Consider the following 14,078-nt stretch of genomic DNA (forward strand, 5'->3'; position numbering starts at 1 on the left):
TAGGAGAAATCTATGATTTTCTAAGAATTTGAAAACACCGTCTTATTTTCTTAGAACTTCCATTTCTCCCCCAAACAACACCCTGTAAGTATAATAATAATAGTTAGTTAGTAAATAATAATATATCTAAGAAAACCACTAAGAAACGACTAAGAAGTCTAAGATCGGTCTAAGATATCTAAGATGAATCTTTGCCAATTTCTTAGACACTTAACCTACAGTTTTTACTGCACTTAACCTTGGCCTCTAAGAAAATAAGAAAGACTATGCCTAATTTTGAAAATCCTGAAAATACCACCACCCCGATGGGAAACATGTCCTCCAACAATGAAGATTTCATGACGATTGGCGAAGCGATCAGCTACATGTGTGAAAAGCTGGGACGCATCTCCCGGACCACCTTTTACCGGTGCGGGTATCGGAAAATGATAACCGTGCGCAGTTACGGACGGAATAAGAGTACTGGCCGTGAAGCCGTTAAGCTGTGTCGCAAGTCAGAAGTAGATTATATCATTCAGACCATTCAGGAGAATCCCCATGCCGAAAACCTATAACCATGTAGATGAAATGCTGATTACCCCAAAAAAGGTGGTAAAACCATCTATATCAACTGAGCATCTGACAACACAAATAGATGAAATCAACAGCCAGTATCATGATTTTAACAGACTCCATCTATTTGTGAATGAAACTAGGCAACGCATTCAGGTGAATTATATAAATGAGAATGGTTTTGATGCCCCATTGACCGGTTGGCTTGATATGGGACAAGTTGGGACGTACCTCCACAATTACCAGCGAATGTTTTGCCTGGATACCAACCGTATAGATCGTTTTTTCGAAATGGATAAGGCTACAGCTATTGTACCTATCAGCTGTATTCGCCCTACAAGAAGACGCCCGAAAGGAATTGCCAACGCTTTTATCTACATGAGACAAGCCTACCAGGGAATAATACCGAGAAGAAAACCTATTTCTATTAGACCAAATAAAGAAGAAAAAGGTCTTTTTGATATTGTGGATGGTAATTCGACCTATTTTGTGGCAAAACAGATCGGGATACACTCCATTCCAGTTATATTATATACTAAGTAGAGAGTGTTATTTAGTACTTCATTTCCATAGAATCAAAGCAACTTAGACTCTCCAAGGTTAGTTGAACTATAATCTATCTCCATATAACTGGTAAGCAAACGTTCAGCGAGAGCTCGCATTTTTTCAGTAAGTCGTTGAACATCTTGTAGTTGATTATTGAAAACATGGAACCCATCATGTAAATACTTATTACGCAGTTCAGTAAATTTTAGATCAGGTGCTTTTCCGTTACCATTAATTGAATCTCGAATTTTATTTATGGGTTCATCTTTTAAAACATCACTTATCTCAATATCTGCTATATCAAAGAGATATATTAATTGCATACTAAAAGACATGTTGTAATTAACTCGGTTTTTCACTTTCTCTGGGAGTTCTTCAAAATAAATAGGCTTAAAAAAATCTAGGCAGGAGTGCCAATGGATAAACTTAGTCTGTAAGGTTCTTACAATATTGGCAATTTTGAAGTTATCTATTATACCATCAATCTCAATTTGTTTATCATCACCACTATTCCAATAAGCAGTCAACACCTTCTCCAATGTTTCACGCGACTCAGGCAAATCATTGTAATTAGGGCGATATTTAAAATGGGGCTGAGTCACCCAGCGGTACCTAGTAGATTGAGAAATAACTTCATCTTCAGCAGATCTTACTGCAAAACGTTCTGTATGCCAATCAATCCATGTACGTTCCACTAAACTTAAAAAATGAAAAAAGTTATAAGTTACACCTCTTACCTCATCCAATCCTTCTCTCAGACTTCTATCTCCTAATTCTAATTCAAGACCAGCCCTAGAGCGACGAATTAATTCCATCTTAGGATAGAGCTTGTCATCATTTTCTTGAAAATAAAATCCATCACCAATCTCTATATCACCTATCGGAGTACTAATAGAAAAAGAATCATCTTGAGGCTGAAAGACACCTTCATCATGATCATAATCCCCACGGACAAAACCATAAGTAGAATGACGACTTGTAATAACATGGCTATCTGTTACAGAGGTAATAGGAAATAGATAGCCGCAACTTACCGTTTCCGGAACAGCCTTTTTATTAAAAATTTGCGTTTTCTGAAACTCAGTTACTGGAGCATAATATTGATATTCCATCCTATTTTTTTCACCTGCCAACTCAGGATTCAATGTTATTTTATAGAGCCCACCATGAAAGTTAGTAACTATCTCAACAGAAGGAGAGTCTGGTCCTCTGGGAACTTTGCCTGGTGGCTCGAATAGCAATATTTTCATGGAATTAGTATCAAAAGGATTATACGTCAACTCATATCTACATATCCCTAATTCTTCTTCATCGACGATTAAAACCCCTTTTAATTTTATAGTAGATTCAAATTTATTATCCATATTTTAGCCAAAAATTATTTTCACAAATCATGATATACGCTAAATAAAAGCAAATCACCTGTTGTTTTTTAACAAATTGCTAATTATTTAAAGCTGCCAATTATACTTAAAGTAATTAACCATCCTTGATGCAGTTAGAGCTAGAAGAATACGTTAAGCGCATAAAAAAAATTACTGATTCAGGCGGCTCAGAAGCCAAACTTGAAGGAGAAGTAAATCAAATTTTAAAAGAATGTTTGGCAGAATATGATATAGACTTTGATCCTAACGTGAACACAAGTCTTTCAAATTTAGGTCTATGCCAAATTGATGCAAGTAGACCAGATGGTGTTTTTGGGCATATCATCTATGATTACAAATCCCCCAACAGCCTTAACGATACTTCTACCTTAAAAAAATCTAAACAGCAGTTAGAAGGTTATTTGAAAAGTGTTACTAATGAAAAAGAGGAATCTAACCCTAATGACTGGATAGGATATTTATTCGATGGGAACTCAATATTCTATTGCCAAAAGAAATCTAATAAATGGATATGGTCACCTAGAAGGAAATTATCAGAAAATAGCTTATCGTATTTAATACGGATACATAGGTCATTAAATAAAAAACCATTAACCCCAGAATTTTTAAGTACTGCATTTGGGAAAAATGCAACTGTAGCTCAAAATACAATACGAGAGCTTTGCAATAACCTTAGTAATCCGAGCAGAAAAACTCAGATGCTTTTCCGAGAGTGGAAAAGGCTATTTGAACAAGTTTCAACATATGAGCTCGATCAATTACCTTCCTTGAAAAAGTGGGCTTCTGAAAATAGAATTGAATCTACAGATGCATCTGAAATACTATTTTCGTTACATACCTATTATAGTATAGTTGTCAAAATACTGACTTCAGAGTTGCTCTCGGTATCAACCCCATCTACCTTTTCGCTTTGTCAAAAAATTGCAAATGCTTCTGATGAAGAAGAAATATGGCAGCTCTTAAAACAACTAGAAAGCAGCGAGTATTATAGAAATTACCAAATCACAAACTTTTTAGAGGGAGATTTCTTTAGCTGGTATATAAGTGAGCAAAATGATCAACTAGCAAATACTTTTCGCAACCTTGCAATCGAGTTTCTTGACTTTGAGCCCTCTAGCCCGATATTTAAACCCGAAATAAAACAAGATTTACTTAAGGTATTTTACACTTCACTTGTTGATGAACAAATTCGTCATGATTTAGGAGAATACTATACTCCAGATTGGTTAGCCCAACATCTTATAGAAACGTCCGGATATAGTGACGGACTGAATGAATCTGTCCTTGACCCTGCTTGCGGCTCGGGTACGTTTCTAGTCGAGTGTATAAAGAAGATTAGATCTAGAGCAGAAGATGAAGATCTAAGTGGATCAGAAACAATAAGTGCAATTCTTAACAATGTTAAGGGGTTAGATCTTAATCCGCTAGCCGTAATTTCCTCTAGGGCAAACTATATTCTATCTATTAATGATTTAATTTTTGAGTTAGGACATGAAATTGAAGTTCCTGTTTACTTAGCAGACTCAATTAATATTCCGGTAGAAAAAGAAGATGAGGACGGAAATAAGTTTTTAGATTACTTGCTAGAAACTGAGGTTGAAGATTTTGAATTAAGAATCCCCTACCAACTTGTAGACAAGCAAGTCCTATCTCATGTTTTATTGCATTGTGAAGATTGTATAAGACGAGGGGATGATAAAGAAACTTTTATCAGACTACTCAAAAATGATGATCGGGTATCCGAACTATTGGAAGATTCCGTAATTCAGATGTTGGAAGATTTTTTCAACAAGATTGAATCTTTGGAACAAAGAAATTGGAACAGAATTTGGTGCCGAATTATAAAAAATAATTTTAGCACTAAAAGTTTTGACTCATTTGATTATATCTTAGGCAATCCACCTTGGGTGCGATGGAGTCGCTTACCAACCAGCTATCGTAATCGCGTAAAAGAATTCTGCAACTACTACGGTTTAGTTTCTGGCAGAGGGTACACTGGAGGAATAGAAAGTGATATTTCAACTGTTATTACTTTTAGCGCAGCTGATAATTGGCTAAAAGACAACGGGAAAGTAGCTTTCTTAATTACTTGGACTGTATTTAAATCGGGCTCAGCAAAAGGTTTTAGAGAAGGTAAATTGCCCGATTCTAAAGGCTTAAGAATAAAACACATTGAAGACTTATCAAATATTCAAGCATTTCCATATGCAAATAACGAGACCTCTATTTATATAGCTGAAAAAACGGATGAAGAAGCCGTAGAATTTGAAGATGTTCCCTGTAAGATTTGGAATGCTTCAGAAGGTTCATCTAGGGTTAATCCTTATTCAAGTTTAGAGGAAGTATATGCCCGAATGGATATCTATGATGGTGCTGCTTGCCCAATAAGAGAGTTTGGCTCTCCTTTGTTTACAGGAGACAAAACCGATTTTGATCAATCACACTTTTTACGAGGATCTAGTGATTACTATGAAGATGCTCATCGAGGTACGGTAACAGATTTGGCAAGACTATATTGGGTTAAAGTTGAAAAATACTCTTCCGAAACAAATAAAGCCTTGATTCGCACTTTTACAGAAGATGAGTACCCACGGGCCAAAAAAGTTAACAGCACAGATGGGTTTTGGATAGAAGCTGACTTGCTTTATCCATTAATAAGGGGTAGGAATGTTGGAAGATACAGTCATGAAGTAAAGGGGTGGTATCAAATTATACCAAATGATCACTACAGCAACATGTTAGACGAAGTAGAGTTTGCCTCTAAATACCCCCAGGCCTACAAATATTTTAACAGAAACAAAGACCTGCTATTAAAAAGATCTTCTTATAGGCGATATCAAGATCACTTACCATTTTATTCAATCTACTGTATTGGGGATTATAGCTTCTCCCCCTACAAAGTAGTATGGTTGGAGCAGCAAAACCCTAATAAGTTCCGTGCTAGTGTTATTGGAGATTATGCAGATTCAGTGATACCCAACAAGAATTTTGTTCCCGACCATAAGCTTTACTTTGTTGGTTTTGATGATCCTGTTCAGGCTCACTATTTATGTGGTTTCCTCAATTCTAAACCAGTTCGAAAATGGTTAGGTGGATTTTTATTAGGAAAGCAAATAGGCACAACTATTTTCGAATACATGAAAATACCGACTTTCGATAAAGATAATCCTGATCATCAAGAAATAGCCAATATTTCAGAACAACTTCACGAAAATCGGAACAACACAATGACTAAAAAACCAGCACGAGAGAAACTAGAAAACCAGCTTATAAAATTGGTAAAAAAAGTTTGCTAGCATACTCAATCAATGAGTCAAATAACTAATCTTGAGCTGTATCTAATTTTCTATGGACTAGAGAAACAAGACTCATAATATCAAGGGCATCTTGTTCATTGATAGGCCAATAAATTTTTTCTGCATGTGCAGTAGTATTCCTGAACATACCAAATAGGCCCATAACCAAGTTTAAAAAACCTGTTTGCTCACTTTTATCAGTTTCATTATTTAGATCATTGATCGCTACAATAGGTTCATCTGATTTTCCAAGTGATAATGCTTGTTGAGCAAGTTTAGCTCCATCAGACTTCAATCCAGATAAAGCTCTTATTTTATTTGCCACACTTTTACATGCCTCTAAAACTGCATGAAAATAATTTTCTTGAAGCAATTCAGCATCACAAAACTTTAACACATCTTTGTGCACACCACGATCTCTCAGTTTTGACTCCAACCGATTTGCTCGTTTTTGGGCATCACTTATTGTTCTTGCTTTTTTTACCCTTTTTATTCTACCATCTTCTCTCAATTTTAATCCAGAAAATGATAAAACTTTATTCAATTCATCTCTCTTTGCTTCATAATGTTCTTTGGAATCAGTATATGTTACTGGATTCATAGCCTTGTGAATAAATGCAATTACATGATTCCCATACTGCTTTTGATTTTGTTCTTCAACCAGAGCATGATATAACCTTTTCCATTTAGTATTCTTCGGATCAACATCTTTGATCCTACACTTCCTGAGCGTATTACCTATTTCGGAGCCCGTTAATCCTGTATGGGTATCTGCTAAAATTTTCGAAATAGCTTCTAAGTTTGCTCCCTTAAAAGGCGAAATTTTATTCATACTATCTACTTGTTTGATTTCTACATTTTCTGATATACGATAATATTCACTATAGGTCTTCTTGAAATACATTTAGTAAAGAAAGATAGCATTTTCAAGGGCTATAGTTAATGAAGTGGAGTTTGGTGTTGATTGAGTATTACTATGTAGATAAATGAAATTATCTACATTATAATAGATCCAAGCTACGTATATCTTTATTTACTAAAGAAGCTTAGACCCTTTAAAATTAACTTTGATAGGAAAGCTGTGTAAGGTCTTCTACCATCATGTTCACTTCTGTTATGAGAAAAAATAATAATTGAGCTGATGTAACACAGATAGGCTTGAATACATCCCAAAGCTCTAGAACCTGTTCTTTCAATAAAACTAAAAAGTCTTTAAGGTCTTCGACAAAAACCTGAAAATTTTCAGTTACTCTTCTCCAAGCTTCCATACTTTTCTCTCTAAAATCATCCGAAACAAACAACCCAGTTATTGCTGTTAAAGCAAGCCCAATCACAACTTCCTTAGGAATTTTAGAGGCAGAATTAAAGAATAATTCAAAAACACCAATTATTGCATTTATAAAGTCTTTTAGTACATCAATCAAGGCTTTAATAATATATACAACCAGTTTATATAACATCAGTACAGTTGCAGTACCTGTACCAATCAAGCCGATAGAAAAAGTACCTTGATGAAGATTTGCAACAATTCTACCTGCATCATTCATCTCCCACACTTTTACATCAGACTGGTGATCAAACACCTTATCCAAAGACATGATAGCATGACCATCTAAATCAATTGCTAAAGCCAAGTAGGGAACATCATCTCTGTCTATCTCACCAATTTGACGACTGGCTTTTACCCACGCATCAATAAAATAAGCATCTTTTATTGTAATTTTTGATAAAATATAATCGGCATAATTTATAGCCTTGTCTATACTTTCGGGAAAATGTTTCACAATTTTCTCATATAGCTCTTCCTTTAGTTTTACAGGACCATAAGCATCAACAAATCCGGAGTTTAATAGCCTATATATAAACGATTCTTCAAATTTCTCATCGTTTTTTATAAACCCTCGTAGTTGAGCAAGTACAAAGTTATTATCTAAAACTAACGTTACAGTAAGTCGAGTAAACCCATCAATTGAAGGTAAAAATTTTAGAAATTCTTCTTTCATCTCTTCAGACATATCACGTCCGAATTCTCGATAAAGTGATTTCCACTTTACGCTTATCCCAGGAAACTTTTCTTCTAAGGACTCTGATAAATCACTTTCTATATCTTCTAAAGTTATTTCATTGCTCATCTTTTGATTATCAATTTCAAATTTTGATGTATGTATTAAAGGTTAAAATTTCTAACCTTAGAAATCAAAAGCGTAATCTTAGCTATACATATTGCAGAAAAATGGGAAATGATCATGGGAATCGGCTAATTGCGATACAAGCAAAAGGCTTGCAGAGAAGTAAGAAAAATTAAACCCCGATTATTTAAATAAATAATTTATTAAATCCCGAAAATTTAATAAATTATCTCAAAAAGGTAGCTTAAATGGCGAATTTTTTAGAGGACATGCCGGAAGTATTCGTTTCCCATACGGATATTTCCTCCCAGGTATCGCAGGCGGCAGCACGTGGAGAACTTAAAAAGATCGGGTCCCGTCTATACACAAAAAACCTGACCGATGATCCCGAAATTATTGTCAAACGACATTGGGTCGATCTGCTATCCGAATACTATCCCGATGCGCTGATTGCCGATCGGACGGCATTGGAAAACAAACCGGCGGAAGATGGATCGGTATTTATCGTCTCCTCCAAGAAGCGTATTACCGAAATTCCCGGCTTAATTTTCAACCCGCGAAAAGGACATGACCCGTTAGAAAGCGACCGTCCTTTTATTAACGGACTCCACATTAGCTCCGAACCCAGAGCCTATCTTGAAAACATGCGCCCTTCCCGAGCTCGTAAAGGATCGGTTCCAAGGACGCTTCGACAAGAAGAAATGGAAGAACGCCTGGATAAACTCTTTCGGGTTCGCGGGGCCGATCATGTCAATAGTATCCGCGACCGCGCCCGAGAAATTGCCCAACAGCTGGATATGCAAGAGGAATATGAAAAGCTTGACGATCTTATTGGCAGCCTGCAGGGCACGCGCGACTCCAATATTAAATCAGATGTCGGTAAAGCCCGGAAATCTAAAAAGCCGTATGACCCCGATCGCGTAGATCTGTTCCTCAAACTTTTTGAAGATCTGTCGGATTTTGCTCCTCACACTCGTTCTGCGTCCAACCTTTCGCAGGACGAACGAATAAACCTCTCATTCTTCGAAGCCTATTTCTCCAATTTTATTGAAGGAACCGAATTTGAAGTAGATGAGGCTGCAGATATCGTTTTTAACAATGCGATACCAGCAGAACGTCCCGAAGATGCCCACGATGTAATGGGAACCTATCGGATTGTTTCCAACTATTCGGAGATGGCAAAAACACCTGAAGACTTTGATGAATTTATTGCTTCGCTAAAGAATCGGCATTCTACCGTAATGGCTCTGCGGAAAGACAAAAAGCCGGGTGAATTTAAGGCCAAAATGAATGTAGCCGGAAGCACCCAGTTTGTAAAACCCGAACTTGTCATGGCTACCCTGGAACGAGGATTCGAAATGTATCGCGGATTGGAATACCCCTTCCAGAAAGCGGTATTTATGATGTTCTTGGTTAGCGAAGTGCATCCGTTTACAGACGGCAATGGTCGGATAGCTCGCATCATGATGAATGCCGAACTCATTGCCGCCGATCAACAAAAAATTATTATCCCTACTGTTTACCGAAACAATTATCTGGCCGCATTAAAGGCTTTGACTCACAACCGGCAATCAGAGGCTTTGATCCGAACCCTCGACTTTGGTCAAAAGTATGTGCAAGCTATCACTTGGGACAACTACGATGAGGCACGTACTGAAATGGAAGCCACCAATGCCTTTATGGATCCAAACGAAGCTGACCAAGAAGGTATTCGGTTGCGCCTGCCTTCCTAGACACCACGCAGTTCTTAAACCCCGATAATTAAAATTAATCGAGTATTAAAACCCGAAAGATTAATTTTATTTACTTTCATCCTCTATTAAACACTGATTCTTACTCTTAATGAGTAACAGGGAAAGACCCGTTAGGTGGGAACTCTTCTATTCTAAAATTTAGAGTTTCAACCAAAGAGATGATTTAAGTAAAGAAATAAGAGGTGTAATAAAATGGCGGGCTGTACCTAAACACCTATTTTGAATAAGTACTTTTAGATTTGTCTAAAATTTCGCTTTTAAAAGAGCTTGAATCAATAAATACAATTTCTATTACCCAATCATCTTTGGGATCTAAAATTCTTTCCGGATTATCACTACCATAAATCACCGTCGTGTCGGGCATAGCTGGAGAAAAATCCTTATAAGTTTCAGAAAACCTTTCTTTCACGACCAATTTTTGATCATCTAGATAATTAACTAACCAAACCTTTTTTGCTCTTGATGTATCTTTTCTTTCCGGTTCCCCTAAAATAGGGTCAATGAATGTATTGTAAACTTTCAGGGTATCTGCGTTGAAAACTATTCTTTTTAAATCATCACTTGATGAAAGTTCTTTGTGCCAAGTACCTTGCAAATATTTTTTTAATCCTGCAGCTTTTTGTAGCTCCGGATTTAAATCAACGTAGTTTTTTACTGAATCAGATTCTAAATCTTCAAATTTTATTAATTCTCCGCTTTTACTGTAGGTCAGCCTCTCTAAAATTTTTTCTTCTGATCCAGTTCCCTGATACTTCACAACAACTTTTTTCTCGCCACCTTCATATCGATTTGTCACTTCCTCTCTAACCTCATTGCCACAAGAACTAATCATTAACAAGGAAAAAGCCAGTAGATAATGCAATTTCATCAACTTGTACTCGATTTCAAATTTTGATCTTTTAGGTTTAGCGACATTTCCTCACAAAAAAATGTTGCTCTAGTAAATAATGAACGGAGAGCTAAAAAGCCAAAAATTGGCAAGTTATGGAGGAGGGCGTCACCTTAAGACCGATTAGTCACCTTTATTGTTTGAAATTCAAATAATCTCGAGACCGGCTTATAAGTTTACAAAGCTTATTATATTCGTGATCAATTTTGATAAATGATTTTATTTCCCTGACTTCGCCATCTTCGTCTATATGACGTTCTGAATCCTCAAAATATTCCGTAGTTTTATCAGTAGTAAATTCTGTAACAATTCCGATATTTTTTAGCTTTAAGGCCCAAGTTCCCAACACTGAACCGAGATTAACTGGGGATATATAAACCTGTTCGTTCTTATTCCAATTAGAGTCAATCCATTTTTTATCTAACTCTAATTCAAAATCATCTTGGCCTTCTTCAAACTCTTTTGCACAATGTCTTTCAAATTCTATTAATTCCTGATCTGATAAGGATTCAGCTGCTTGAAATATCCTTTCTTCTTCCTCTGTAGCAAAGCGATTTTCTAAAATTAATTCCGATGTCAATAACCCAATAATTGCAGGTCCAAGATCCTTAGAAGCAGAAAAAGCTACCCTTCGATATGCTTCAAATATTATTTCACTTTTATTATCATCTTGAAGAATTTTTTCCAATTTATCATTTGTGAAAATTCGATTCTCAAAATCGTCTGCTTCAATTTCTTCTTTATATATTCCTAAGAAAGTGTAGAAAAACCGTAATGATCGATATCTAGAATAACGGTATAAAACTGACTCCTTAAACTTGTCCCAAATTTTATCAAGTGCTTTTCCAGTTGCTTGGGAAATTATTAATGAACTAGTCTCTTCCATGAATCAATGAATATTTTATATGTGCCTAATAGCATTGCGCTTAAAGAGCACCCGAAAAGAAAATTAAATTGAATAATAGGCGAGGTCCGCTCCCTTAAATGCACGAGATATATTACCGGTTTAAATTCAATAAGCTTCACAAGAAATAACCGATTAAAACTCCAACTACGAGAAAAATGAGATATATAGTCCATTTTGCTAAGTTTTCTGCTAGTTGTTCCCAAAACTTTTCCTTATAAATTGGGAATAATTTATCGAACCATGTTTCTCTATATTCTCTTAAAACCTGTTTCCCTTTTTGGGTAAGACCTTTAACTATGACACCATCTACTCCAGTGTTATGATCCTTAGTAAAGGCTTCAATTAGACCATCTTTTTTCATTTCAAAAGCTTTATAAGTGACTGTCTTATCTTCATATCCCTGTATTTCAAGGTTTTGGTTATTTTTATAAAGCTCTTCTTTATCCATAGCATCAATATGCGCCAAAATTTTTTTCTCTAAGTCTTTATCCTCAGACATGACAGATATTTATTTGTTTTGCTTTTTGTCATAAAGAGCTAAAATATTTCTCATTGCTCTTTTTTCTCTTTCGGAGATTTCAACATCTCGATATGAACTTTTTCCTTTGAGTCTTACTTTTGCTTCTTCTGCGTTGGCAATGGCTCGTACTGCTTTTTCCAATTTATCCTGAACAAATGCTTGGTACGTTTCTTTTATACCAATGCTTGTTGTTTCACGATTGACTTGATTTGAAATGTCATTAAATTTGAAGCGCTCACCATCAGCTAACACAATCATTGAGTTTATGAAGAGCCAGTCAGAGGCGCTGTAGGTTTTATTTAGAATAAGATTCAGCTTATCCTCTTTTTCAATAAGAATAAGAGATAATTCATTATCGGACTTATCATTTCCTGTAGAAGGGTCTCGGTAAATAGTCCGTCCTTCCATTTCATCATGAATTGCTAACAATTTGTCTTCAATTGATAAAGAAGGGTTGTCTTTTAGATTTGCTGGTACGTCTGGTTCTTCCTCGAAAGAAAATTCATCTTCAGTTAGTTCACGGAATTTTTTACGTAAAGCACCTTTATCATTTTTATATCGTTTTCTTCGTTCATTTCCTGATAACTGACCAAGGGAATACCAAACATTGCCGGATTCATCATCTTTATCTACTTCAGCAATTGCAAATGTTGTACTATCTAAATTCCAGCCATAATGTTTAACAGAAAGCTCATCTGAATTATCTATGAAATCTGGTTCACCCATTTTTGCAACATATTGGCTCTGTTTATCCCGAATCTTTTTGATTCGATCCATTAAATTTTTTGATCCTAAATTTGTCCGATCTATTGTGGGATAACGTGTAACAGCAACAAGAGAATCTTCAATAAAACGATATTTGCGTGCATATCTTTGGCCATTAATTGTTTCTTCGTAGTAAGTTCCTCCTAAATTCCACTGAATTAATTGCCCCGTTTCTGAATAATGAACTTTTTCTCTTGAACTTCCCCAATCAACTTTGAACCAATCCTGGCCTTGAACTTGAGTTACAAATAGGAAAATAAATAATGAGCTTAAAAGCACTTTTCTCATGACGCTTATTTTTGGATTATTTTTTGAAGTGGTGTATTAGCATTACGTATAACCGGAAAGTGCATCAGTTTTGAAATTTTTTATTAAAATAAAGATTAACTAATAAATAGAAGGGAGACAAAGAGATAACTAGGCCTATTGGGTTAGGTAAACTTTATTTGGCGTCCCTTAGCATCATCCATGTTTCCAAGCAAAATCACTAAAACATCAAAAGCCCACCACAAACCAAAACCACCAGCAGTAAGAAATTTAATAATCGCTAGTTTTTTGTACCCAAGATAAAGCCTATCAAGACCCAACCACCCAAACATGATGGAAAGTATAAGTGTTATTGAGGCCCATTTATTACTTTTTGGTTTTCTTATTTTCTCTGAATTCGACCCGAAATTACTCGAAGTTTCCTCAAGTTCTGGTATTACTTTCGACTTCTTTTTTCTTTTACGGTATTCATTTACAAACTCATTAAACTTTTTTCGTTTATTATCTTCTGCAAAAAGTAAAACCTCATTACTTTTTGTTTCTTTGTCCCAATAATTGATAATTAAGTAGTCTGTTTCTTTATCAAGTTTTTTTGACTTAGAACCAATTCCAGACATTCCTCCTAAAACTGCACCCAAAGGTCCAAGCAAAAGCCCGCCAGCTGCAGCTCTACCAACAACTGACTTATCCTTAGTTTTATAATTACCCATTGAATCCCTGTCCTCATACTTAACAGTTATAATATTGGAATAGGGAATTTTAAAACTTTTGAAGAAGCCAGAATGGATACATAAACCTCTTTTATGAAAAAGAACTGCGGCGGGACCTTCTTTTACATCAAGACTACTTCCACCTTTATATTTTGTTTGCAGATGTTTAGCTGTCCAAAGCTTTCTACCTATATTTTCAGTAAAATTTATATGAGATAGATCATTAGAAGAAGATTGATGAATTTGGTTTGGTTCAGTTTCTTTTTCGGCTTTGTTATTTGATTTTACTTCTGAACCACAATTTTGACAAAAATTATCTTCCTGACTTACTTCTTCACCACAATTTGTGCAATACATA

At 35.6% G+C, this 14,078-nt stretch carries 12 protein-coding genes; 4 read left to right on the forward strand and 8 right to left on the reverse strand.

Going from position 1 to position 14,078, the window contains the following annotated elements; genetic code table 11:
• The first annotated feature begins 266 nt into the window (after positions 1-266).
• On the forward strand, positions 267-554 hold the full coding sequence (locus ACQ76V_RS12060; RefSeq protein WP_441000754.1) for a hypothetical protein: 288 nt from the start codon (positions 267-269) through the stop codon (positions 552-554).
• Complete coding sequence (locus tag ACQ76V_RS12065) at positions 538-1,095, forward strand: hypothetical protein (protein WP_441000755.1); 558 nt, start codon at positions 538-540, stop codon at positions 1,093-1,095. Before ACQ76V_RS12060 ends, ACQ76V_RS12065 begins: the two co-directional genes overlap by 17 nt.
• A 32-nt stretch (positions 1,096-1,127) precedes the next feature.
• Here ACQ76V_RS12065 and ACQ76V_RS12070 read toward each other — a convergent pair whose 3' ends face one another.
• On the reverse strand, positions 1,128-2,462 hold the full coding sequence (locus ACQ76V_RS12070) for a hypothetical protein (protein WP_441000756.1): 1,335 nt from the start codon (positions 2,460-2,462) through the stop codon (positions 1,128-1,130).
• 128 nt (positions 2,463-2,590) lie between these two features.
• On the opposite strand from ACQ76V_RS12070, the gene ACQ76V_RS12075 reads away from it, so the two are divergent.
• Positions 2,591-5,779 carry an N-6 DNA methylase gene (locus ACQ76V_RS12075; protein WP_441000757.1) on the forward strand — a complete coding sequence of 1,063 codons (3,189 nt, stop codon included), beginning with the start codon at positions 2,591-2,593 and terminating at the stop codon, positions 5,777-5,779.
• A gap of 25 nt (positions 5,780-5,804) precedes the next feature.
• On the opposite strand, the gene ACQ76V_RS12080 is transcribed toward ACQ76V_RS12075, so the two are convergent.
• Positions 5,805-6,611, reverse strand: a complete 807-nt coding sequence (locus ACQ76V_RS12080; RefSeq protein ID WP_441000758.1) for a TIGR02391 family protein — start codon at positions 6,609-6,611, stop codon at positions 5,805-5,807.
• A 229-nt stretch (positions 6,612-6,840) separates the two neighbouring features.
• Positions 6,841-7,911, reverse strand: a complete 1,071-nt coding sequence (locus ACQ76V_RS12085) for a PIN domain-containing protein (RefSeq protein ID WP_441000759.1) — start codon at positions 7,909-7,911, stop codon at positions 6,841-6,843.
• 245 nt (positions 7,912-8,156) lie between these two features.
• Between ACQ76V_RS12085 and ACQ76V_RS12090 the strand changes: the two genes are divergently transcribed.
• The gene (locus ACQ76V_RS12090) at positions 8,157-9,641 is read left to right on the forward strand and encodes a Fic family protein (protein ID WP_441000760.1); all 1,485 of its coding nucleotides are present in this window, start codon (positions 8,157-8,159) and stop codon (positions 9,639-9,641) included.
• 235 nt (positions 9,642-9,876) lie between these two features.
• Here the strand turns inward: ACQ76V_RS12090 and ACQ76V_RS12095 are convergent, their stop codons facing one another.
• The 5 genes from ACQ76V_RS12095 to ACQ76V_RS12115 all read right to left on the reverse strand — a co-directional run bounded on the left by ACQ76V_RS12095 (position 9,877) and on the right by ACQ76V_RS12115 (position 14,077).
• Positions 9,877-10,530 carry a hypothetical protein gene (locus ACQ76V_RS12095; RefSeq protein WP_441000761.1) on the reverse strand — a complete coding sequence of 218 codons (654 nt, stop codon included), beginning with the start codon at positions 10,528-10,530 and terminating at the stop codon, positions 9,877-9,879.
• Between the two features lie 154 nt (positions 10,531-10,684).
• Positions 10,685-11,437 (reverse strand): hypothetical protein, encoded by a 753-nt coding sequence (locus ACQ76V_RS12100; protein ID WP_441000762.1) that lies wholly within the window; start codon positions 11,435-11,437, stop codon positions 10,685-10,687.
• Between the two features lie 136 nt (positions 11,438-11,573).
• Positions 11,574-11,957, reverse strand: coding sequence for a DUF2513 domain-containing protein (locus ACQ76V_RS12105; protein WP_441000763.1), 384 nt, complete (start codon positions 11,955-11,957; stop codon positions 11,574-11,576).
• Positions 11,958-11,966: 9 nt separating this feature from the next.
• Positions 11,967-13,031 carry a hypothetical protein gene (locus ACQ76V_RS12110; protein ID WP_441000764.1) on the reverse strand — a complete coding sequence of 355 codons (1,065 nt, stop codon included), beginning with the start codon at positions 13,029-13,031 and terminating at the stop codon, positions 11,967-11,969.
• A 143-nt stretch (positions 13,032-13,174) separates the two neighbouring features.
• On the reverse strand, positions 13,175-14,077 hold the full coding sequence (locus ACQ76V_RS12115; RefSeq protein ID WP_441000765.1) for a TM2 domain-containing protein: 903 nt from the start codon (positions 14,075-14,077) through the stop codon (positions 13,175-13,177).
• Position 14,078: the final 1 nt, after the last annotated feature.

Origin of the sequence: Fodinibius sp. SL11, from assembly GCF_052060035.1 — a bacterium.
Taxonomy (GTDB): domain Bacteria; phylum Bacteroidota; class Rhodothermia; order Balneolales; family Balneolaceae; genus Fodinibius.

Coding starts and splice junctions, on each gene's coding strand:
- ACQ76V_RS12060 (WP_441000754.1), top strand. CDS start 267: ATGCCTAATTTTGAAAATCCTGAAAATACCACCACCCCGATGGGAAAC.
- ACQ76V_RS12065 (WP_441000755.1), top strand. CDS start 538: ATGCCGAAAACCTATAACCATGTAGATGAAATGCTGATTACCCCAAAA.
- ACQ76V_RS12070 (WP_441000756.1), bottom strand. CDS start 2,462: ATGGATAATAAATTTGAATCTACTATAAAATTAAAAGGGGTTTTAATC.
- ACQ76V_RS12075 (WP_441000757.1), top strand. CDS start 2,591: ATGCAGTTAGAGCTAGAAGAATACGTTAAGCGCATAAAAAAAATTACT.
- ACQ76V_RS12080 (WP_441000758.1), bottom strand. CDS start 6,611: ATGAATAAAATTTCGCCTTTTAAGGGAGCAAACTTAGAAGCTATTTCG.
- ACQ76V_RS12085 (WP_441000759.1), bottom strand. CDS start 7,911: ATGAGCAATGAAATAACTTTAGAAGATATAGAAAGTGATTTATCAGAG.
- ACQ76V_RS12090 (WP_441000760.1), top strand. CDS start 8,157: ATGGCGAATTTTTTAGAGGACATGCCGGAAGTATTCGTTTCCCATACG.
- ACQ76V_RS12095 (WP_441000761.1), bottom strand. CDS start 10,530: ATGAAATTGCATTATCTACTGGCTTTTTCCTTGTTAATGATTAGTTCT.
- ACQ76V_RS12100 (WP_441000762.1), bottom strand. CDS start 11,437: ATGGAAGAGACTAGTTCATTAATAATTTCCCAAGCAACTGGAAAAGCA.
- ACQ76V_RS12105 (WP_441000763.1), bottom strand. CDS start 11,957: ATGTCTGAGGATAAAGACTTAGAGAAAAAAATTTTGGCGCATATTGAT.
- ACQ76V_RS12110 (WP_441000764.1), bottom strand. CDS start 13,031: ATGAGAAAAGTGCTTTTAAGCTCATTATTTATTTTCCTATTTGTAACT.
- ACQ76V_RS12115 (WP_441000765.1), bottom strand. CDS start 14,077: ATGTATTGCACAAATTGTGGTGAAGAAGTAAGTCAGGAAGATAATTTT.